This is a genomic window from Roseateles sp. GW821-FHT09H10, from assembly GCF_059415865.1.
The window spans coordinates 1,088,252-1,108,584 of record NZ_JBWKOB010000001.1 but is presented as its reverse complement, the minus strand read 5'-3'; the positions used below and the strand labels follow the sequence as shown (position 1 = coordinate 1,108,584).

17 protein-coding genes and 2 tRNA genes are annotated in these 20,333 nt (G+C 67.2%); 9 read left to right on the top strand and 10 right to left on the bottom strand.

Annotated elements, in window-relative coordinates; genetic code table 11:
- The first annotated feature begins 202 nt into the window (after positions 1 to 202).
- Together AC07OY_RS05120 and AC07OY_RS05115 are read left to right on the top strand one after the other, a co-directional pair.
- Entirely contained in the window at positions 203 to 1,045 is an 843-nt protein-coding gene (locus AC07OY_RS05120; RefSeq protein ID WP_495041439.1) for an isopenicillin N synthase family dioxygenase, read from the top strand.
- A 108-nt stretch (positions 1,046 to 1,153) separates the two neighbouring features.
- Positions 1,154 to 1,666 carry a hypothetical protein gene (locus AC07OY_RS05115; protein ID WP_495041438.1) on the top strand — a complete coding sequence of 171 codons (513 nt, stop codon included), beginning with the start codon at positions 1,154 to 1,156 and terminating at the stop codon, positions 1,664 to 1,666.
- On the opposite strand, the gene AC07OY_RS05110 is transcribed toward AC07OY_RS05115, so the two are convergent.
- Both AC07OY_RS05110 and AC07OY_RS05105 read right to left on the bottom strand, forming a co-directional pair.
- Complete coding sequence (locus AC07OY_RS05110) at positions 1,663 to 2,277, bottom strand: 3'-5' exonuclease (RefSeq protein ID WP_495041437.1); 615 nt, start codon at positions 2,275 to 2,277, stop codon at positions 1,663 to 1,665. The two genes, AC07OY_RS05115 and AC07OY_RS05110, sit on opposite strands and share 4 nt — an antisense overlap.
- A 24-nt stretch (positions 2,278 to 2,301) precedes the next feature.
- Positions 2,302 to 2,862, bottom strand: coding sequence for a DUF1579 domain-containing protein (locus AC07OY_RS05105; protein ID WP_495041436.1), 561 nt, complete (start codon positions 2,860 to 2,862; stop codon positions 2,302 to 2,304).
- A 47-nt stretch (positions 2,863 to 2,909) separates the two neighbouring features.
- Here AC07OY_RS05105 and AC07OY_RS05100 point away from each other — a divergent pair, with 47 nt between their 5' ends.
- The 5 genes from AC07OY_RS05100 to AC07OY_RS05080 all read left to right on the top strand — a co-directional run bounded on the left by AC07OY_RS05100 (position 2,910) and on the right by AC07OY_RS05080 (position 9,283).
- On the top strand, positions 2,910 to 3,350 hold the full coding sequence (locus AC07OY_RS05100; protein ID WP_495041435.1) for a winged helix-turn-helix transcriptional regulator: 441 nt from the start codon (positions 2,910 to 2,912) through the stop codon (positions 3,348 to 3,350).
- A 371-nt stretch (positions 3,351 to 3,721) separates the two neighbouring features.
- Positions 3,722 to 5,302, top strand: a complete 1,581-nt coding sequence (locus AC07OY_RS05095) for an ABC transporter substrate-binding protein (RefSeq protein ID WP_495041434.1) — start codon at positions 3,722 to 3,724, stop codon at positions 5,300 to 5,302.
- Positions 5,299 to 6,882 carry an ABC transporter substrate-binding protein gene (locus AC07OY_RS05090; protein WP_495041433.1) on the top strand — a complete coding sequence of 528 codons (1,584 nt, stop codon included), beginning with the start codon at positions 5,299 to 5,301 and terminating at the stop codon, positions 6,880 to 6,882. Before AC07OY_RS05095 ends, AC07OY_RS05090 begins: the two co-directional genes overlap by 4 nt.
- 86 nt (positions 6,883 to 6,968) lie before the next feature.
- Positions 6,969 to 8,537, top strand: a complete 1,569-nt coding sequence (locus tag AC07OY_RS05085) for an ABC transporter substrate-binding protein (RefSeq protein ID WP_495041432.1) — start codon at positions 6,969 to 6,971, stop codon at positions 8,535 to 8,537.
- 95 nt (positions 8,538 to 8,632) lie between these two features.
- Positions 8,633 to 9,283 carry a trimeric intracellular cation channel family protein gene (locus tag AC07OY_RS05080; RefSeq protein ID WP_495041431.1) on the top strand — a complete coding sequence of 217 codons (651 nt, stop codon included), beginning with the start codon at positions 8,633 to 8,635 and terminating at the stop codon, positions 9,281 to 9,283.
- A gap of 63 nt (positions 9,284 to 9,346) precedes the next feature.
- On the opposite strand, the gene AC07OY_RS05075 is transcribed toward AC07OY_RS05080, so the two are convergent.
- Complete coding sequence (locus AC07OY_RS05075) at positions 9,347 to 11,116, bottom strand: beta-1,3-glucanase family protein (protein ID WP_495041430.1); 1,770 nt, start codon at positions 11,114 to 11,116, stop codon at positions 9,347 to 9,349.
- A gap of 316 nt (positions 11,117 to 11,432) precedes the next feature.
- Positions 11,433 to 13,148, bottom strand: coding sequence for an ABC transporter substrate-binding protein (locus tag AC07OY_RS05070; RefSeq protein WP_495041429.1), 1,716 nt, complete (start codon positions 13,146 to 13,148; stop codon positions 11,433 to 11,435).
- A gap of 101 nt (positions 13,149 to 13,249) precedes the next feature.
- On the opposite strand from AC07OY_RS05070, the gene AC07OY_RS05065 reads away from it, so the two are divergent.
- A complete protein-coding gene (locus AC07OY_RS05065) occupies positions 13,250 to 14,440 on the top strand; it encodes an MFS transporter (protein ID WP_495041428.1) in 1,191 nt (396 codons plus the stop codon).
- Between the two features lie 47 nt (positions 14,441 to 14,487).
- Here AC07OY_RS05065 and AC07OY_RS05060 read toward each other — a convergent pair whose 3' ends face one another.
- From AC07OY_RS05060 to AC07OY_RS05045, 4 genes are all read right to left on the bottom strand, one after another.
- Positions 14,488 to 15,438, bottom strand: coding sequence for an NAD(P)H-dependent flavin oxidoreductase (locus tag AC07OY_RS05060; RefSeq protein ID WP_495041427.1), 951 nt, complete (start codon positions 15,436 to 15,438; stop codon positions 14,488 to 14,490).
- Between the two features lie 10 nt (positions 15,439 to 15,448).
- On the bottom strand, positions 15,449 to 17,236 hold the full coding sequence (locus AC07OY_RS05055; RefSeq protein WP_495041426.1) for an acyl-CoA dehydrogenase: 1,788 nt from the start codon (positions 17,234 to 17,236) through the stop codon (positions 15,449 to 15,451).
- Positions 17,237 to 17,314: 78 nt separating this feature from the next.
- Positions 17,315 to 18,247: an electron transfer flavoprotein subunit alpha/FixB family protein gene (locus AC07OY_RS05050; RefSeq protein ID WP_495041425.1), complete on the bottom strand. Its 933-nt coding sequence runs from the start codon at positions 18,245 to 18,247 to the stop codon at positions 17,315 to 17,317.
- Positions 18,248 to 18,337: 90 nt separating this feature from the next.
- Positions 18,338 to 19,087, bottom strand: a complete 750-nt coding sequence (locus AC07OY_RS05045) for an electron transfer flavoprotein subunit beta/FixA family protein (protein ID WP_495041424.1) — start codon at positions 19,085 to 19,087, stop codon at positions 18,338 to 18,340.
- 174 nt (positions 19,088 to 19,261) lie between these two features.
- On the opposite strand from AC07OY_RS05045, the gene murI reads away from it, so the two are divergent.
- Positions 19,262 to 20,083, top strand: a complete 822-nt coding sequence (gene murI, locus AC07OY_RS05040) for a glutamate racemase (RefSeq protein WP_495041423.1) — start codon at positions 19,262 to 19,264, stop codon at positions 20,081 to 20,083.
- 13 nt (positions 20,084 to 20,096) lie between these two features.
- Here murI and AC07OY_RS05035 read toward each other — a convergent pair.
- Both AC07OY_RS05035 and AC07OY_RS05030 read right to left on the bottom strand, forming a co-directional pair.
- A tRNA-Leu gene (locus AC07OY_RS05035) sits at positions 20,097 to 20,185 on the bottom strand.
- Between the two features lie 72 nt (positions 20,186 to 20,257).
- Positions 20,258 to 20,333, bottom strand: a tRNA-Gly gene (locus tag AC07OY_RS05030).

Here is a 20,333-nt window from a genome sequence, read left to right as displayed (position 1 = left end):
CTGTCGCCAGCAAAAGGGACGGGAAGGACCGAAAAGTCTCAGGGGCCGAACTCTAGCACTCCGGGTTTGCCCGACAAGGTCTCCGGGTTGCGACAAAGTTCACTGTTCGAGGTTTGCAAAAGTTGACTGACTCGTAAACTTGCGCCCGCGACAGCCCCGCGATTGAATGGCTGCGCCACGGGACAAATCCAGGAGATCCCAGATGCAAGTCCAGGTTGTTGACTACCGCGCGCCCGACGCCGCCGAGAAGTTCACCCGCTCCCTGCACGAGACCGGCTTCGGCGTGCTGACCAACCACCCCATCCGCCAGGCCCTGGTCGAGAAGATCTATGCCGACTGGCTGGCCTTCTTCAACGGCGACGGCAAGGACGCCTACGCCTTCTCCAAGGAGACCCAGGACGGCTGGTTCTCCACCGCCATCTCCGAGACCGCCAAGGGCTCGACGCAGAAGGACCTGAAGGAATACTTCCACATCTACCCCTGGGGTCGCATCCCGCCCCAGCTGAAGGAAGACGCCCTCACCTACTACCGCGAAGCCAATGCGCTGGCCGAGGAGCTGCTGGGCTGGGTCGAGAAGTACACGCCGCCGGACATCGCGGCGCGCTACCGCGAGCCCCTGTCCAACATGATCAAGGGCAGCACCAAGACGCTGCTGCGCGTGCTGCGCTACCCGCCGCTGAGAGGCGATGAGCCGGTGGGCTCCATCCGCGCCGCGGCGCACGGCGACATCAACCTGCTGACCATCCTGCCGGCCGCCAACGAGCCCGGCCTGCAGGTGCTGGGCACCGACAACGCCTGGCACGACGTGCCCTGCGACTTCGGCACGCTGACCATCAACATCGGCGACATGCTGCAGGAAGCTTCCGAGGGCTATTACCCGTCGACCCAGCACCGCGTCGTCAACCCCACCGGCGAAGGCGCCAAGAAGAGCCGGGTGTCGCTGCCGCTGTTCCTGCACCCGCGCGACGACGTGGTCTTGAGCGATCGCTATACGGCGAACAGCTATCTCGATGAGCGGCTGCGGGAGCTGGGTGTGAAGACCTGAGGCGCAGGCTGGCCTGCAAGGACCAAAGGGCGCCGCGGGCGCCCTTTCTCTTGTTGGCGCTGCTACGCTGCACGACATGCGGGCGATGACCTGCGACAGGGAGATTCGATGAGCTTGCGACGCCGGGCGGTTGACGCCACGACGGTGGCTTTTGCATTGACGACGCTCGGCGCGCACGCCGAATGTTCGGTGGGGATCCCGACGGTGTGGGCCAAGGCCAGGCTGCTGTCCTGCCAGGCCTTCACGGTACAGGCCTCGACGCTGAAGATGAACGACCTGGAAGACCGGCAGCCGACGATCTACGCCGACGCACCGGGGGCGGAATTCCGCGGCACGCTGGTGCAGGTGCTGTTCGACGAAGTCACCGGCCCCACCACGGGTGCGGCGCGCGACTGGAAGCCCGGCGCCGTGACCACGCTGTTCTCCCGCCAGCCCGCGGCTGAGGTTTGCCGGCCACAGAAGACCACGCGTCTGGTCATCGACACGCGGTGCTGCGACACCTTCCCCCGGCGCGGTTCCTGCCTGGTGCGCGGCCTGCAGCGTGTCTACGTCAATCCGTCGGACGAGCAGATGCGGCCGGTGGAGGCCGGCGGCTACTTCACAAGCGGCCTGAACGATTAGCGGAGCAAGGCGGCATTGGGCCCACCCGGCATAGCCTCGAGCGCCCGATACACCAGCAACGACGCATGCGCATCATTGGCCGCGTACTGCAGCTGCTGGGGGCTGAGCTTGGACGCAGCCCAGTTGGAGGTGGTGACCTTCTTGGACTTGGGCATGCGCTGCCCCAGCACGATGGCGACCGCGGTCTTGAGGCCGACGGCCTGCTTGAAACCGAGGCGCCGCACCATGAACGACACATCCACGCCGCCGCCCAGCTTCACGCCCAGCTTGCGCAGCAGGGGCGACCGGTCGGATGCGATGCCGAACCCCACCTTGGCCAGAGTCTCCGACTCGAGCATGGCGCGCAGGAAATCGGCCGTCTCTGGCAGTTCCGTGTGCACGATGAAAGCGCGATCCACGGTTGCGAACTGCACGATATGCGGCCCCGTGGGCACGCCGCCGGCCACGAACATGGGCTTGCTCTCGGTGTCGAAGCCGACATGGCCCGCCAGGCGCAACTCGCCCTCGGCGAACTCGCATTGCGCCGCGTCACGCAGTACATGGATGCGATCGAGCGGCAACGCGGGGTAAGGCGGCAATGCCGCGATCTGTTCGCTGGTGGGTCTCTCCATCCATCGAGTATCAGCGGCAGACGATCACACCCGCGAATCCACGGCAAGCCAGTTGACCTCCCACGTCTTGCCGCCGTCCGCCGAAAACGCCTGCTCGAAGCGGCAGCGGTCGGTGCTCATGGACTCGATGGCAAAGCGCACCAGGATGGGCCGGCCGTTGAAATCCTCGGCGCCGTAGAACAAGCCACGCGGGCTGCCACCAAAGCCACCCACCATGGGCGCAGCAAGCGTGCCGGAGGCCGCGTTGGAGAAGTTGAGGGTCCAACGCTGTCGCTGCAACTCGAAGAGCCGCAGCGACAGGCCCTGGATGCGCCCCTCGGGGCCTGAGACATCGAGCTCGACGAGATTGGCGCGGCCACCCAGGAGGGGACGCACCAGGCTCGTGCCGGTGTACTCGGCCCACGCATCAGATCCGCTCAAGGGCCGCAGGCGGCGGCGCAGCGACGTCTGCCAGCTGCCATGTTCAAAATCGAAGTCCTGCGGCGAACCCTGTGGTGCAGCGGGCAAGCTGGGCGCGGCCATGGCGCCGGCACCGACGGCAGCAAGTGCGGCAACGGCGGTGCGACGGGTGGTGGATGCGGGCATGGATCAAATGGGTGACTAGACTGACCCGACCCACTCTAGGCAGCTCCATGTCCCTCGCCAAGAAGGCACCTGCAGGTAACCGCCCTCGCCCGGCTCGAGGCAACGCCATTCCGGGCTGCGCGCTGACGGCCGCACTGGCGGCCCTCGGCGGACGCTGGAAGCTGTTCGTCGTCTACCGGCTGGTTGATGGCCCGCTGCACTTCGCCGCACTGCGCCGCAGCCTGCCGGATGTCTCGGCCAAGGTGCTGACCGAGCAACTGCGCGAACTGCAGGCCGACGGCCTGGTCAGCCGCGAACGCACCGGGCCCGTGCCGGCCGTCGTGCGCTACGCGCTCACGGCGCATGGGCGATCCGTGCTGCCGGTGGCCGAAGCCCTCCGCGGCTGGGGCATGGCCCATCAGGCCGCAAGGGCTCCTGAGGCGTCGCAGGGTACCGCTGACCCTCGCGCAGCCTGCAATTCGCCCGTCCTCAGCGGCGTCGGGCGCTAGGGGTTCACATGCCGCCTGCCGAGCGAATCATCCAGATCCACCCCGACGCCCCACCCAAGCCAGCCGTCGGCCAGACCTGCAATGGCTGTGGCGTCTGCTGCCTGGCCGAACCCTGCCCCCTGGGCGTCCTGCTGAGCCGGCGCTTCCAAGGTGCATGCGTGGCCCTGCGCTGGGACGGTGCACGCTATGTGTGCGGGGCGCTAGCGGCCCAACCGCGCGGCATCATCGGGAAGTTGGGCGGCTGGCTGGTGCGGCGCTGGATCGCCGCCGGCGCTGGTTGCGATTGCTCACTAGAACCTGGGGGCAAGCCCTAGCCGGCCGCCGCAGGCTCACCGCTACATTTTTTGGCTTCTGCCGACCAAGGAAGCCGCATGAAATCCGCCGTCCGTTCGATCTCGCGTCTCCTGCCCCTGCTGGCCGCCCTGGCCGTGGCCACCGCCACCGCCAACCCGCTGCGCTGGGCCGCGCAGAACGACATCCTGACGCTGGACCCGCACTCGCAGGACCACAACACCTCCAACGCCATCGGCGCCCACATCTACGAGGGCCTGACGCGGCTGGGCCGGGACTACCGCCCCGAGCCCTCGCTGGCCACCAAGTGGACCTATCTGTCCCAGACCCAGGTGCGCTTCGAACTGCGCAAGGGCGTCAAGTTCCATGACGGCTCGTCCTTCACGGCCGACGACGTCGTCTTCAGCTTCGGCCGCATCACCCAGCCCCAGGGCACCAAGCAGACCTATGTATCGGGCATCAAGGAGGTGAAGAAGATCGACGACCACACCGTCGACCTCATCCTCGAGGCGCCGACGCCGATGCTGCTGCAGAACATCATCAGCTTCCCCATCATGAGCAGGGCCTGGTCGGTGAAGAACAACACCACCAACACCCAGGACTACAAGGCCAAGGAAGAGAACTTCGCCTCCCGCAATGCCAATGGCACGGGGCCCTACAAGCTGATCGGCTGGCAGCCCGACCAGGCCGTCAAGATGGTGGCCAACAAGGACTGGTGGGACAAGAACCCCGGCAACGTCACCGAGCTGAGCTATCTGCCCATCAAGAGCCCGCCGACGCGGGTGGCGGCCCTGCTGTCGGGCGATGTCGACCTCGTCACCGACCTGCCGCCGCAGGACTTCTTCAAGCTCAAGGAGGACGGCAAGGTCAGGCTGCTGGAAGGCTCGGAGATCCGCACCGTCTTCTTCGTCATGGACCAGGGCAGCGAGGAGTTGCGCGAATCCAGCGTGAAGGGCAAGAACCCCTTCAAGGACAAGAAGGTGCGCGAGGCGCTGAACCTGGCGCTGGACCGCGAGGCGGTCCGGCGCACCATCATGCGCGGCCTGTCGGTGCCGGCGGCGCTGATGATCGCGCCGGGCGTCAACGGCTATGACGCGGCCCTGGATGCGCCGCTCAAGCCCGACCTCGACAAGGCCCGCAAGCTGCTGGCCGAGGCCGGCTACCCGCAGGGCTTCGAGGTGCCGCTGCACTGCCCCAACAACCGCTACGTCAACGACGAGCAGGTCTGCCAGGCGGCGGTGTCGATGTGGGCCAAGATCGGCGTCAAGGTGCGACTCATCGCGGCGCCCTTCTCCACCCACAGCCAGACCTTCCAGCGCATGGAATCGCCCTTCTACATGCTGGGTTGGGGCGTCTCCACCTACGACGCCCTCTACGGCATGCAGGCCTGGGGCCACACGCGCACCACGGGCGCCGACGGCAACTTCAACTTCGGCCGCGTCAGCGACGCGACGCTGGACGGCCTGATCCAGAAGATCAAGTTCGAGCCCGACGTGCCCAAGCGCAATGCCCTCATCAAGGAGGCGCTGCTGCGCATCCGCGACGAATACCTCTTCGTGCCCATCCACCACCAGATCCGGCCCTGGGCGATGAAGCCGGGCGTGGAGACCATCCACCGCTCCAACGACTATTTCGAAGCCCGCTACACAACCGTCAAGTGAGGTCTCTCGCCACCCTGATCTGCGGACTGCTCGCGGCCTTGTCCGCCAGCGCGGCGCCGCTGCGCTGGGCCGCGCAGAACGACATCCTGACGCTGGACCCGCATTCGCAGAACCACACCACCTCGCTGACCATCGCCGCGCACATCTACGAGGGGCTGGTCAGGCGCGCCGAGAACAACCAGCCCGAGGCGTCGCTGGCGACACGCTGGACCCATGTCTCGCCGACGCAGGTGCGCTTCGAGCTGCGCAAGGGCGTCAAGTTCCATGACGGCAGCCCCTTCACGGCCGACGACGTCGTCTTCAGCTTCGCGCGCATCCGCGAGCCCCAGGGCGCGATGCAGGCTTATGTGTCGGGCATCCGCGAGATCCGCAAGCTCGGCGACCACAGCATCGACGTGATGCTGGAGGCGCCGACGCCGCTGCTGCTGCAGAACCTCGTCAGCTTCTGCATCATGAGCAGGGCCTGGGCGTTGAAGAACAAGGCCGACCACGTCGAGGACTTCAAGGCCAAAGCCGAGAACCACGCCTCGCGCAACGCCAACGGCACCGGCCCCTACCGCCTCGTCAGCTGGCAGCCCGACCAGGCTGCCCAACTGGTCGCCAACAAGGACTGGTGGGACGTCAACAAGGGCAATGTCACCGAGCTGACCTATCTGCCGATCAAGTCGGCCCCGACGCGTGTGGCCGCCCTGCTGTCGGGCGACGTCGACCTCGTCACCGACGTGCCGCCGGCCGACCATCAGCGCCTGAAGCAGTTGACGGCCGACGCCCGCCTCAAGCTCGTCGAAGGCCCCGAGGTGCGCACCGTCTTCTTCGCAATGGACCAGGGCAGCGACGAGCTGCGCGAGTCCAGTGTGAAGGGCAGGAACCCCTTCAAGGACAGGCGGGTGCGCGAGGCGCTGAACCTGGCCCTGGACCGCGAGGCCATCCGGCGCAGCATCATGCGCGGCCTGTCGGTGCCGGCGGCGCTGATGATCCCGCCGGGCGTCAACGGCCACGACGCGTCGCTCGACACGCCCCTCAAGCCCGACCCCGACAAGGCGAGGAAGCTGCTGGCCGAGGCCGGCTACCCGCAGGGCTTCGAGCTGCCGCTGCGCTGTCCCAACAACCGCTACGTCAACGACGAGCAGATCTGCCAGGCGGCCGTGGCGATGTGGGCACGCATCGGCGTGCGCGCGCGCCTCGTCGCCCAGCCGATGAGCCTGCACATCCAGGCCCTGGAGCGCTTCGAGTCGCCCTTCTACCTGATCGGCATCGCCATGCCGACCTATGACGCCCACCAGGGCCTGCAGGGCTGGGGCCACAGCCTGGACACGCGCGGCAATGGCGGCCAGAACTTCAACCGCCTGGCCGACCCGACGCTGGACGCCCTCATCGAGCGCATCCAGTTCGAGCCCGACACCGCGCAGCGCAACGCCCTCATCCGCGAGGCCCTGCTGCGGGTGCGCGACGAGTTCTTCTTCATTCCCGTGCACCACCAGATCCGTCCCTGGGCCATGAAGCCCGGCGTGCAGACCCTGCACCGCTCCAACGACAGCTTCGAGGCGCGCTTCACCTCGGTCAACGCGCCATCGCCCTAGGCCGCGTGCGAAACAATCCGGCAGCTTGCAGAAACCCGTCGGCAATCGGCGATCATCACGGTTCCGAATCAACGAGGATTCCCGAAATGAAACTGCGTCTGGCCGCCGTTGCCGCCCTTCTGGCGTGCGCCTCCCTCACCGCTTCTGCACAGACCCTGCGCTGGGCCGCGCAGAACGACATCCAGACGCTGGATCCGCATTCGCAGAACCACTCGGCGACAACGACGATCTCGGGCTATGTCTACGAGGGCCTGACCCGCTACACGGAGACCTTCGACGTGGAGCCGGCCCTGGCGGCCAAGTGGACGATGGTGTCGCCCACGCAGGTGCGCTTCGAGCTGCGCAAGGGCGTCAAGTTCCATGACGGCACACCTTTCACGGCCGACGACGTCGTCTTCAGCCTGCAGCGCATCAAGCACCCGGCCAGCAACATGGTCATCTACGTCTCCGGCATCAAGGAGGTGAAGAAGATCGACAGCCACACGGTGGACTTCGTCCTCGAAGGCCCCAACCCCGTGCTGATGCGCAACCTGACCTTCGTGCGCATCGTCAGCAAGGCCTGGGCCACCAAGAACCGCTCCGAGAACCCGCAGGACTTCAAGGCCAAGGAAGACACCTATGCCTCGCGCAATGCGATGGGCACGGGGCCCTTCAGGATCACCAGCTGGACGCCCGACCAGAAGGTCACCATGGTGGCCAACAAGGACTGGTGGGACAAGCCCAAGGGCAATATCAGCGAAGTCACCTATCTGCCGATCAAGTCCGACGCCACCCGCGTGGCGGCCCTGCTGTCGGGCGACCTGGACCTGCTGACCGACCTGCCGCCCCAGGACGTCGCCAAGCTCAAGGCCGACCCGCGCCTGAAGGTCATCGAAGGCCCCGAGAACCGCACCATCTTCTTCGCGCTGGACCTCGGCAGCGACGAGATCAAGGGCGCCAGCGTGAAGGGCAAGAACCCCTTCAAGGACAAGCGCGTGCGCGAGGCCATGTCGCTGTCCATCGACCGCGAGGCCATCAAGCGCAGCCTGATGCGCGGCCTGTCGGTGCCGGCGGCCATCATGGTGGCGCCGGTGGCCTATGGCTACTCGGCCGAGCTCGACGTGGTGGCCAAGCCCGACGTGGCGCGCGCCAAGCAGCTGATGACGGAAGCCGGCTACGCCGACGGCTTCGAGGTGCCGCTGGCCTGCCCCAACGACCGCTACGTCAACGACGAGGAGATCTGCCAGGCCGTGGTGTCGATGTGGGCCCGCATCGGCGTGAAGGCCAAGCTGCAGACCCAGCCGATGACCCAGCACTCGGCAGCGCTGCAGCGCTTCGACCTGCCGCTGTACATGTACGGCTGGGGCGTGACGACCTTCGATGCGCAGTACACGTTGCAGGACATCGTCCACACCAAGACGACCGGCGCTGACGGCAAGGGCAACTATTCGCGCGTCAGCGACGCCAAGGTGGACGCCCTGGTGCAGCAGATGAAGGTCGAGACCGACGTGCCCAAGCGTCTGGCGCTGATGCAGGAGGCGCTCAAGCGCACCCGCGACGAGTTCCTCTTCATCCCCATCCACCACCAGGTGCGCCCCTGGGCGATGAAGACCGGCGTCACCATCCCGCACTCGGCCAACGATGCGCCGCAAGCTCGCTGGGCTACGGTGAAGTGACGTGAAATGATGCGGGCGCAACTGAGGCACCCTTCGCGCTGCGCGCTGTCCCGCCAAGCGGGAGCGGAGCCCCTTCGAGCGGCCGTGCGGGGCTCTTGAAACCGCCCGTCATCAACTTCTCGACGATCCAGTCCGTCGTCGAGATCACCGCCACCCTCGCCTTCGCGCTGTCCGGCCTGCTGGCCGGCGCGCGCAAGCACCTCGACGTCGTCGGCCTGTGCATCGTCGCGGGCCTGTCGGCCTTCGGCGGCGGCACGCTGCGCGACGTGCTGCTGGACCGGCGGCCTTTCTTCTGGGTCGAGCATGCCGACTGGCTGTGGGCGCTGATGGCCCTGTCCTTCGCCGCCATGCTCTTGCTGCGCCGCCGCCATCTGGCGCTGACCGAGAAGGCCATCCAGTGGCCCGATGCCCTCGGCCTGGGCCTGTTCACGGCCAACGGCACGCTGATCGCGCTGGACATGGGCCAGCCGGCCATCGTCGCCGTGCTGATGGGCGTCATCACGGCCACCTTCGGCGGCGTGCTGCGTGACATCGTCTGCAACGAGATCCCCGCCGCCTTCCACGATCACCGCCCCTATGCGCTGTGCAGCTTCGTCGGCGCCTGGGCCCTGGTGGCCGCCGTGCGCCTGGACGCGCCGCAATGGGCCGCCATCACGGCGGCGGCTGCCACGGCGGTGCTGCTGCGCGGACTGGCCCTGTGGACGGGCTGGACCCTGCCGGCCTGGCGCATCAACGCCAAGCGCTGAAGAAAAGAAAAGGCCCCGCAACGCGGGGCCTTCTCGTTGAAGGACCTTGTCGGTCCTGCAGGCTTACCAGCCGATGGTGTAGGTCACCGTCGTCGGCGCCGAGGTGTGCAGCGACGGGCTGAAGTCGCCCACGTCGTCATAGGCAAAGCCATAGGCCTTCTTGTTGATGCTGTGGTCGTGCCAGAACTTGGCGTACCAGTTGCCCAGCTGGCCGGCGGGGTAATGCGCGGTCTGCACATACCAGTTGGCCGGCTGCTCCATCACATGGCGGTTCAGGGCCGCGCAGATCTGGGCCTGGATCTGCAGCTGCGTGCCGATGTTGGTCGGGTTGCCGCTGGCGTCGGCCAGCAGGCCCGCGCCCAGCAGCACCATGGCGGTGTCGGGCTTGCCATTGATGTAGAAGGTGCCGGCCGGCGAACCACCCGTGAAGGTGAAGCGGTCGCCGCTGATGCGGCCACGGAAGGTGCCCAGGTTCTGCAGCGTAAAGACGAGGTCTTCGTTGCGGTAGCGGGCCCACACGGCATCGATATAGGGCTGCAGGTAGTTGGCATTGGCCTGGCCGGGCTTGAAGGTGGCATGCGCCGGCGCAATGATGCGGTAAGGGGCGTGAGGCGCGGTGGCCAGCGGGCGGAACTGCGCCGGCACTTCGGCCTGGTAGCGGCTGAAGATCTGGTCGCGGGTTTCGGTCAGCGCCTCGCCAACGGTCTGGTCGTAGCCGCCCAGGCCTTGCACGCGCAGCTTCAGCGGGAAGCCGAAGTGGTCGACGCGCGTCGTGTTGATGAAGATGCCCTGGTTGGCATGGCCCACCGGCAGGATGGCCATCTCGCCGAAGTCGAAGTAGACGTCGATGTTGGGGTCGGTCGGGTTCTCGATGTTGGCGCCGGCATAGCCGATGTTGCCGTTGCCGTCGACGACGACCTTGATGTACATCGGCGAGCCCACGGACAGCATGATGCGGGCCGAGTCCAGCGCCGGGATGGTCACCGAGCGGGTGTTGCTGAGCTTGTGGAAGTAGTTGGTGTAGGTCTGGCCACCCTTGGTCAGCGCGCCGTTGTCGGCGGTGGACATGGGGATGAGGTTGCCGGCGGCATCCACACGCACGAAGCGGCCCGTGGCCCAGTCGCGGCCGATGATGGACCAGTAGACCTGGTCGTCGGCCCAGCGGCCGCCCGTCTGGTTGACGATGTTGAAGGTGGTGCGGCCGTTCCAGGTGCCGGGGTTGGTGTTGGTGCCGACGCGGAAGGAAGACGTCAGGTCGTTGAAGCCGCGGTTGACGAGGTTGGGCTCGTCGCCGGTCAGCACGAGCGAACCACCGCCGTAGCTGATGTCGTTGAACAGCGTGGCCTTGTAGCCGGCCTGCACCTTGACGGACGACACGCGGTCGTTCCAGGCGCTGCCGATCCAGCTCGAATCCGCGCTGGCGCAGAAGCTGGCACCGGTGTAGTTGACGTCGGCGTAGAAGCACACGGGGCCGGTCGCCACGGGGGGCGTGCCCACCGTGTAGCTGAACTTGGGCGTGTCGTAGGCCGGCGTGCCGTTGTTGTAGGTGAACCAGTAGCTGATCACGTTGCCGGTGGCGACGGTGACCTTCTGCTCATGGCGGCCGTTGGCGGCCGTCATGCGGATGTTCTGTTGCGGGCCGTTGTTGACGGTGTAGTGGGCGTCGACCCAGGTGGTCGACACATTGGATTTGAACCAGATCGTGGCGGTCGAACCGCTGACCTCGACGCCCTGGGTGTAGTCCTGGGCCAGGGCCGGTGTGGCACCCAGCAGGCCGAGGGCCAGCAACCAGCAGACGCCCAGCAGGCGCATGCAACGCAAAACAAGATTCACCTTTGTCTCCTTGCCCGCTCGTCGTGGGGATCGGCGGGTCGTTCGGGTCCCAACATGGGGAGGGGCGGAATGGCCCTTCCCTGGCCGGTATCGCGACTGCGAAGACCTACTGCGGGCCCCTGCATGCAGCCGCTGCCGGGGTCAGGTCGCCATCGGAAAGCACCCATGAAAGCGCTTTCAAATTTGCCGAGCATCCTCCTGGGAGAAGCGCGAAAGCGGTTTCATGGAAAACCCGTGCGAGACGTTTTCATGAGTCGCCAGGTTCAGGGACAGTCGATCCCTGAAGCGCCGTGAAATGACGCGCCGCGGCCGGCTCTCAGCCCGGTAGCCAGAGCTTGCGGAAATCCATCCACCCACAGCGCGCCAGCGACACGCCGCCGAGATGCGGTGCGTGCTCCAGCTGCTGCACGATATGGCGCATGGGCAGCAGCGCGCCGGCCCGCGTGACCTGGGCGAAGCCGGCCTCCATCGCGGCCAGGCGGCGAGCCGGCGAAGGCTCGGCGGCGATGGCCTGGCAGTGCCTGGCCAATGTGCGCTTCAGCCCGTCGGGCAGCCAGGCGTGGAAGCCGGAGCTGTTGGACAGGTGCTCGAACATGCCGAACTCCATGTCATCGGACAGCACTTCGCCCGACACCGCCATGTCGGCATGCCGATACCAACGGCGCGTCGCGAACTCGGGGGCCGGCAGCACCTCCAGCTGCACGCGCGTGCCCACCGCTTCCCAGGCCGCAGCCACGCTGCGCGCCAGCGCGATGAGGTCGGCCAGCTCATAGGTCACCAGCAGCAGTTGCCGCGGCGGTGCCAGCGCCCGGAGGCCGCCGGCCGCAGGCACAGGCGCGTGGTCCCAGCCCGGCCGCCAGCCGGTCGCGATGCGGAAGCGCTCGCCGAGCGCCGTGCGGGCGACGTGGCCGCGCAGCCAGTGGCCGATGGCGCAGCGCGCCGTGCTGGTGGCGAAGGTGGCGCGCGCCGGGTTGAGCAGCAGGAACTCGCAGCCCTGTTCGGCCTGCGCCATGGTCCGCCAGGCCGGCGCCTCGGGCGCCGCGCGGGCCATCTGGCCCATCTTGATGTCCACCGTCGGCAGGTCGCCGCCGCTGGGCACCACCCACAGGTCGATCTCGTCGATCAGCGGCCGCACGCCCCAGTAGCCCTCGAAGGCCACCAGCGTCGCGCGGTGTTCGTTGTTGCGAACCATGCGGAAGGCCCCGGCGCCGATGGGCAGGCCTTCGAAGTCGGCGCGATGCCAATCGCCCTCGGGAAGGATGACGCAGCTGTGGTGGGCCAGGCGGTGCGGCATCAAGTGGTCAGGCACGCCCAGCCGCAGGTCGATGCGCTGACCGACGGCGTTCACGGACAGCAGATGCGCCATCAACGCCCGATGCGGCCCAGGCGCGTCCCGCAGCCGCAACAGCGTGGCGGCCACGTCCTGGGCTCGCAGCGGCCGCCCGTCCTGGAAGCGCAGGCCCGGCCTCAGCCAGAAGCGCCACTGCCGCCCCTCGTCGCCAGCCTCCCAGTGGTGAGCCAACGCAGGACGGACGGACTCCAGCTCGCGGTCATACATCGTCAGCCCGTCGCACAGCTGGCTGACGATGTGCGACTCGGTGCGCCGCGTCACGCCCTGCGGATCCAGCGCGTGCAGCGGCCGGTAGAAGGGGATGCGCAGACCGCCACCGGGCGTGGCACCGAGAAAGGCCGGCAGCGCCTGCCGGATGCGCGAGCGCGCGGCCACCGGCAGGCCGGTGAAGGCCGCCTCCACACGGCCTTCCTCGAGCAGCCGCTGCAGCTGCTGCACGCGCAGCACGGCCGGGTCCTGGCGCAGGCTCAGCGCCGACAGCTGCCCTCGCCCGCGCCCCGGCTTCCAGGTCAGCCAGCCCAGAGCCTGCATGCGGGCCAGCAGCAGCCGCGCATTGCGCTCGCCGCAGCACAGCCTCTCGGCCACCGTGGCCAGCGGCAGCTGCGAACGCTCGGGCAGGCCTTCGGCCAAGCGGACGTACTGCTCCACCAACTGCGTGGGAGGCTGGGAAGCGGGCGGCATGGAGACGAAAGCAAAAAGCGGAAATCGAGGCCACATTCTGTCCTCTTATGTTTTCCGCCTTGAGTCGACACTCGCGCCGCATCCTGGCTTGGCACCTCGCAATGTCCGCGTCCCCGCTCTGGCAACACCTCGGTTTTCGTCGCCTCTATCTCTCTTCGGCCAGCTTCACGCTGGGCACGCAGGTCTACCAGCTGGCCCTGCCACTGATCTTCTACGAGCTGACGCGCTCGGCCGCAGTGATGGCCACGGTGCGAGCCGTCGAGTTGTTGCCCAATCTGCTGCTGGCCATGTTCATCGGCGTCTGGGTGGACCGCATCGACCGCGGCCGCTGGGCGCGGCGTGCGATGGCCGGCATGGTGGTGCTGATGGGCCTGCAGGCCCTGCTGCTGCCGCAGGGCGCGCAGATGCTGGCCCTCTTCCTGCCCTGCACCTTTGCGCTGATGACGCTGAACTATCTCTACGCCATCTGCCGCATGGGCCTGGTCAAGGAGATGCTGCCGGAGCCCCTGCTGCTGCCGGCCACCGGCCAGCTGACGGTGCTGGCCCAGGTCGCGGCCGTCGTCGGCCCGGCGCTGGCCGGCGTGCTGGTGAGCTGGCAGCTGTCGATGGGCTTGTGGGTGCCGATGGCCCTGCTGCTGTTCGCGGCGGCCCAGCTGCGCGGCCTGAACCTGCCGGAGCGGCCCTTCGTGGCGGCCGGCTTCTGGCAGGACTGGCGCGACGGCATCCGCATGCTGCGCGCGAACCGGCCGCTGTGGCAGCTCACATGGCTGGTGGTGCTGATCAATGCCAGCACCGGCGTCGTCGAAGTGCTGTTCCTGTTCCGCGCCCGCGACGAGCTGGGATTGCCGCCCGCCACGCTGGGCCTGCTCTACGCGATGGCGGGCCTGGGCGGCATCGTGGGCGGCCTGTGCTGCAGCCGCCTGCGCGATCGCTTCGGCCTGGGGCGGCTGATGGTGCTCGGCCTGGGGCTGGAGGCGGCGAGCATGCTGATGCTGGCTTGGGGCCACACCCTGCCCGCCCTCGTCGGCGCCCTCACCCTCAACAGCTTTGCCATCGTGACCGGCAATGTCTGCGTCTGGGGCTACCGGCAGGAAAGCACGCCCGGCCACTTCATCGGCCGCATCTCGGGCCTGACGGGCTCGATCTTCAAGCTGGCCATGCCCTTGACCCTGCTGCTGTCGGGCCAGCTCGCGGTCGACCAAAAGCTGGGCGGCCTGCTCAGCGCCTGTGCAGCGGCCCAGCTGCTGACCATGCTGGCCATGCGCTTCTCGGCGGTCTATCCGGTGCGCTGAAAAGCAGACGGCCGCCCGAGGGCGGCCGCCATGCACACAACGTCAGCTCAGAGTGCCAGGCGCGCGCGCGCCGCGGCGTACTCGCGCTTGAGGCGGCCGATCAGCTGCGCCGCCGGCACGACTTCCTTGACGGCACCGATGCCCTGGCCGCTGCCCCAGATGTCCTTCCAGGCCTTGGCCGCACTGCCGCCGAAGTTCATCTTGCTGGGGTCGCTCTCGGGCAGGTTCTCGGGATCCAGGCCCGCGGCGACGACCGAGCCGCGCAGGTAGTTGCCATGCACGCCCGTGAAGAGGTTGCTGTAGACGATGTCGTCGCTGTTGCTGGCGACGATCATCTGCTTGTACTCCTCGCTGGCGCGCGCCTCTTCGGTGGCGATGAAGGCCGAGCCGATATAGGCCAGGTCGGCACCCATGGCTTGCGCCGCCAGGATGGCGTCGCCCGTGCCCATCGAGCCCGACAAGGCAACCGGGCCGTCGAACCACTCGCGGATCTCGTGGATCAGCGCGAACGGGCTCTTCACGCCCGCATGGCCGCCCGCACCCGCAGCCACCGCGATGAGGCCGTCGGCGCCCTTCTCGATGGCCTTCCTGGCGAACTTGTTGTTGATGATGTCGTGCAGCACGATGCCACCCCAGCCATGCACGGCCGCATTCACGTCTTCACGCGCGCCCAGCGACGTGATGACGATGGGCACCTTGTACTTGGCGCAGACCTGCATGTCGTGCTCCAGGCGCTCATTGCTCTTGTGCACGATCTGGTTGATGGCGAACGGCGCGGCCGGCTTGTCCGGATTGGCGCGGTTGTAGGCCGCCAGCGTCTCGGTGATCTCGGCCAGCCACTCGTCGAGCAGTTCGGCCGGCCGGGCGTTGAGCGCCGGCATGGAGCCGACGACGCCGGCCTTGCACTGCTCGATGACGAGCTTGGGGTTGCTGATGATGAAGAGGGGCGAGCCGATGACGGGCAGCGGCAGGTTCTTCAGGATCGGTGGCAATGCCAATTCAGTCTCCTCAGAAGGATTCGAGCGACAGCTCGGTCACGCTGTCCGCACCGTCCACGATGGCGGCACGCAGCGAAGCGGTGCGCGGCAGGATGTGTTCGGCATAGAAGCGCGCCGTCGTGATCTTGGCGGCCATGAATTCCTTGTCAGTCGCCAAGGCGTCTTCGGCGGCGAGCGATGCGCGCGCGAGTTGCCAGCCGGCGACGAGATTGCCCGCCAGCATCAGATAGGGCACCGAGCCGGCATAGGCGGCGTTGGGGTTGCCCTTGGCGGAGGCGCCGATGAACTCGACCACGGCGAGGAAGTCCTCGCGAGAGGCGCGCAGCGCTTTCAGCACGGCGCGGGCGGCGACGCTGTCACGCTTGGCCAGGGCCGCTTCCGTGACTTCGATCTGGCCCGCGATGCCGCGCGCCAGCTGGCCGCCGTCGCGGGAGGTCTTGCGGCCCACCAGGTCATTGGCCTGGATGGCCGTCGTGCCTTCGTAGATGGTCAGGATCTTGGCGTCGCGGTAGTACTGCGCCGCGCCGGTCTCCTCGATGAAGCCCATGCCGCCATGCACCTGCACGCCGAGCGAAGTGACTTCCAGGCTCATCTCGGTGCTGTAGCCCTTCACGAGCGGCACCATGAAGTCGTAGAAGGCCTGGTTCTGCTTGCGGGCCTCGGCATCGGGATGGTGGTGGGCCGCATCGAACGCAGCCGCGGCCGTGCTGGCCATGGCGCGGCAGCCCTCGGTCAGCGAGCGCATGGTCATCAGCATGCGGCGCACATCGGGGTGATGGATGATGGCGGCGCTGCCGGCCACCGAGCCGTCCACCGGACGCGACTGCACGCGATCCTTGGCGTAACCGACGGCCTTCTGATAGGCGCGGTCGGCGATGGCGATGCCCTGCAGGCCGACGCCGTAGCGGGCCGCGTTCATCATGATGAACATGTATTCCAGGCCGCGGTTTTCCTGGCCGATCAAGGTGCCGATCGCGCCGCCGTGGTCGCCGAACTGCAGCACCGCCGTCGGGCTGGCCTTGATGCCCATCTTGTGCTCGATGGACACGCAGTGGGCGTCGTTGCGCGCACCGAGCGATCCGTCGGCGTTGACCATGAACTTCGGCACCAGGAACAGGCTGATGCCCTTCACGCCCTCCGGCGCGCCGGCCACACGGGCCAGCACGAGGTGGACGATGTTCTCGGCCATGTCGTGCTCGCCATAGGTGATGAAGATCTTGGTGCCGAAGATCTTGTAGGTGCCGTCACCCTGCGGCTCGGCGCGCGTGCGCACCAGAGCCAGGTCGGAACCGGCCTGCGGCTCGGTCAGGTTCATCGTGCCGGTCCAGGAGCCGTCCAGCAGCTTGGGGATGTAGACGCTGCGCTGCTCGTCGCTGCCGGCGGTCAGCAATGCTTCGACGGCGCCGTCGGTCAGCAGCGGGCACAGCGCAAAGCTCATGTTGGCCGACTGCAGCATCTCATTGCAGGCCGCCGCAATCGTCTTGGGCGCGCCCTGGCCACCGAACTCCGTCGGATGCACCAGACCCTGCCAGCCGCCCTCGGCATAGGCGCGGAAGGCCTGCTTGAAGCCGGGCGTGGTTGTGACCACGCCGTCCTTCCAGCTCGACGGGTTCTTGTCGCCCTCGAAGTTCAGCGGCGCGATGACGTCCTGCGTGAGCTTGGCGCACTCTTCCAGCACGGCGCCGGCGGTGTCCAGGCCGAAGTCGGCGAAGGCAGGGACTTGTTGGGTCAAGGCCTCCAGGCCAGCCAAATGCTGGATGTTGAAGAGCATGTCCTTGACGGGGGCGCGGTAACTCATTCGTTACTCCTCTGAGAGACAAAAAGGGCGCCGCGACAGACGAAGTCGGGGCGCCCGGAGTGCGGTCGGCGCTTGGGTTTACAGCGCGTTGACGAGTTCCGGCACGGCCGTGAACAGGTCGGCTTCCAGGCCGTAGTCGGCCACCGAGAAGATCGGGGCTTCCGGATCCTTGTTGATCGCGACGATGACCTTGGAGTCCTTCATGCCGGCCAGATGCTGGATGGCGCCGGAAATGCCGCAGGCCACATAGAGCTGGGGCGCGACGATCTTGCCGGTCTGGCCGACCTGCCAGTCGTTGGGGGCGTAGCCTGCGTCGACCGCGGCGCGCGAGGCACCCAGGGCGGCGCCCAGCTTGTCGGCCAGCGGCGTCAGCACTTCCATGAACTTGTCGTTCGAGCCCAGGGCGCGGCCACCGGACACGATGATCTTGGCGGCGGTCAGCTCGGGGCGGTCGCTCTTGGTGACTTCACGGCCGACAAAGCTGCTCTTGCCGGAGTCAGCGGCGGCAGCGGCGGATTCGACGGCGGCCGAGCCACCGGTGGCAGCGGCCGGGTCGAAGCCGGTCGTGCGCACGGTGATGACCTTGGTCGCATCCGTGCTCTGCACCGTGGCGATGGCGTTGCCGGCGTAGATCGGGCGCTCGAAGGTGTCGGGGCTGAGCACCTTGGTGATGTCGCTGATCTGGCCCACGTCCAGCAGGGCAGCAACGCGCGGGGCGACGTTCTTGCCGGCAGCGGTGGCGGGGAAGAGGATGTGGCTGTAGCTGGACGCCAGCGCGATGACTTGCGCGGCGACGTTCTCGGCCAGGCCTTCGGCCAGTGCGGCGGCGTCGGCGTGCAGGACCTTGGCGACACCGGCGATCTGCGCGGCGGCAGCAGCCGCAGCGCCAGCGTTGTGGCCGGCCACCAGCACGTGCACGTCGCCACCCAGGGCGGCAGCGGCGGTGACGGTGTTCAGCGTGGCGGGCTTCAGGGTGCCGTGGTCGTGTTCGGCAATGACGAGTGCGGTCATCTCAATATCTCCAGATTCTTTTGAATCAGTTGAGGACAGAGCTGGCGGCTGCGCCGCTGCGGTCTGTCCCGCAAAGTCTTAAAACGGCGCTTAGATGACCTTGGCTTCGGTCTTCAGCTTCGTCACCAGCGTGGCGACATCCGGCACCTTCACGCCAGCGCCGCGCTTGGGCGGCTCGCTGACCTTCAGCGTCTTGATGCGCGGGGCCACGTCCACGCCCAGGTCGGCCGGCTTGACGATGTCGAGCTGCTTCTTCTTGGCCTTCATGATGTTGGGCAGCGTGACGTAGCGCGGCTCGTTCAGGCGCAGGTCGGTCGTCACGACGGCCGGCAGGCTCAGGGACACGGTCTCGAGGCCGCCGTCCACTTCGCGGGTCACGTTGACCTTGTCGCCGGCCACTTCCACCTTGGAGGCGAAGGTGCCTTGCGGCATGCCGGTCAGCGCGGCCAGCATCTGGCCGGTCTGGTTGCAATCGTCATCGATGGCCTGCTTGCCGAGGATGACCAGCGAGGGGCCTTCCTTGTCGACCAGGGCCTTCAGCAGCTTGGCGACGGCCAGCGGCTGCAGCTCCGCGTCGGTTTCAACCAGGATGGCGCGGTCGGCGCCGATGGCCATGGCGGTGCGCAGAGTTTCCTGGCACTGGGTGACGCCGCAGGACACCGCGATCACCTCGGTGACGGCGCCCTTTTCCTTCAGGCGCACGGCCTCTTCGACGGCGATCTCGTCGAAGGGGTTCATCGACATCTTGACGTTGGCGATATCAACGCCCGTGCCGTCGCTCTTCACGCGCACCTTGACGTTGTAGTCGACGACACGTTTGACAGGGACCAAGACCTTCATCGAAAACTCCAGCTCGAATTGACGTAAACGTTAATCAGATTCTAAGGGGCGCTCCTCAACGGAGCGATGCTTAAAAAAGCACGATCGTTCGATTCTAGCCAGACCCTTGTTGGCGGTGGACGAAGCTTTTTTGGAGAGGCCTCTCGAATTCGTGAAGCTAGACTGCTTTTGCCCATGCAGATTGACTCCTCCCCGAGCCGCGAGATCGGCGTCTTCGACTCCGGTGTCGGCGGCCTGACCGTGCTGCGCGAACTGCGCACGCTGTTGCCCACGGTGCGCCTGCGCTACCTCGCCGACACGGCCTACGCCCCCTATGGCAACCGCAGCCCCGAGGAGATCCGGGCGCGCAGCATCGCCATCACCGGGCACCTGATCGACAGCGGCGCCGAACTCATCGTCGTGGCCTGCAACACCGCCACGGCCCACGCCATCGAGACCTTGCGTGCGCGCTGGCCTGCCCTGCCCTTCGTCGGCACCGAGCCGGGCATCAAACCGGCCGTGGCCGCGACGCGCAACGGCCGCATCGGCCTGCTGGCCACGCCGGCGACGGCAGCAAGCGCCAGGCTGCGTGCGCTGATCGACAGGCATGTCGGCGATCGACAGGTCGTCGTGCAGGGCTGCGCCGGCGTCGTCGACCGCATCGAGGCGGGTGACCTGGACAGCGCCGAGTTGCGGGCCCTCGTCGACCATTATTGCGAGCCCCTGCGCGAAGCCGGCGTGGACACGGCACTGCTGGGCTGCACCCACTATCCCTTCATCGAATCCTTGTGGCGGGCCGCGCTCGGTCCCGAGGTCGAGTTGCTGCGCATCGAGACGGCCGTCGCGCGTCGGGCGGTCAGCCTGTGGACGCCCATCGAGGGTGACACGCCCGCACTGGACATCGAGACCAGTGGCGATCCCCTCGTCCTGCAGCGTTGGATCGACCGCGTGCTGGGCTGGCAAGGCACGACAGTGCATGCCTGGCAGCCGGAAACAAAAACGGCCAGCAGCTGCTGACCGTTGAGAGGCTTGGTGCGCGGGACGGGACTTGAACCCGTACGTCCCTCTCGAGACGGCGGATTTTAAGTCCGCTGCGTTTACCGATTTCGCCACCCGCGCGGCGGGCTGGATTATCCGGGGGCCGGACAAAAGAAAACGGGAGATTCGACGTCATCGAATCTCCCGTGAGTTTGGAGCGGGTAACGAGGCTCGAACTCGTGACCTCAACCTTGGCAAGGTTGCGCTCTACCAACTGAGCTACACCCGC

What these genes read in the sequence shown, in the direction of transcription:
- AC07OY_RS05100 (WP_495041435.1), top strand. Translation starts at nt 2,910, where the DNA reads ATGTCCCTCGCCAAGAAGGCACCTGCAGGTAACCGCCCTCGCCCGGCT.
- AC07OY_RS05045 (WP_495041424.1), bottom strand. Translation starts at nt 19,087, where the DNA reads ATGAAGGTCTTGGTCCCTGTCAAACGTGTCGTCGACTACAACGTCAAG.
- AC07OY_RS05050 (WP_495041425.1), bottom strand. Translation starts at nt 18,247, where the DNA reads ATGACCGCACTCGTCATTGCCGAACACGACCACGGCACCCTGAAGCCC.
- AC07OY_RS05065 (WP_495041428.1), top strand. Translation starts at nt 13,250, where the DNA reads ATGTCCGCGTCCCCGCTCTGGCAACACCTCGGTTTTCGTCGCCTCTAT.
- AC07OY_RS05055 (WP_495041426.1), bottom strand. Translation starts at nt 17,236, where the DNA reads ATGAGTTACCGCGCCCCCGTCAAGGACATGCTCTTCAACATCCAGCAT.
- AC07OY_RS05105 (WP_495041436.1), bottom strand. Translation starts at nt 2,862, where the DNA reads ATGCCCGCATCCACCACCCGTCGCACCGCCGTTGCCGCACTTGCTGCC.
- AC07OY_RS05115 (WP_495041438.1), top strand. Translation starts at nt 1,154, where the DNA reads ATGAGCTTGCGACGCCGGGCGGTTGACGCCACGACGGTGGCTTTTGCA.
- AC07OY_RS05070 (WP_495041429.1), bottom strand. Translation starts at nt 13,148, where the DNA reads ATGCCGCCCGCTTCCCAGCCTCCCACGCAGTTGGTGGAGCAGTACGTC.
- murI (WP_495041423.1), top strand. Translation starts at nt 19,262, where the DNA reads ATGCAGATTGACTCCTCCCCGAGCCGCGAGATCGGCGTCTTCGACTCC.
- AC07OY_RS05085 (WP_495041432.1), top strand. Translation starts at nt 6,969, where the DNA reads ATGAAACTGCGTCTGGCCGCCGTTGCCGCCCTTCTGGCGTGCGCCTCC.
- AC07OY_RS05095 (WP_495041434.1), top strand. Translation starts at nt 3,722, where the DNA reads ATGAAATCCGCCGTCCGTTCGATCTCGCGTCTCCTGCCCCTGCTGGCC.
- AC07OY_RS05110 (WP_495041437.1), bottom strand. Translation starts at nt 2,277, where the DNA reads ATGGAGAGACCCACCAGCGAACAGATCGCGGCATTGCCGCCTTACCCC.
- AC07OY_RS05120 (WP_495041439.1), top strand. Translation starts at nt 203, where the DNA reads ATGCAAGTCCAGGTTGTTGACTACCGCGCGCCCGACGCCGCCGAGAAG.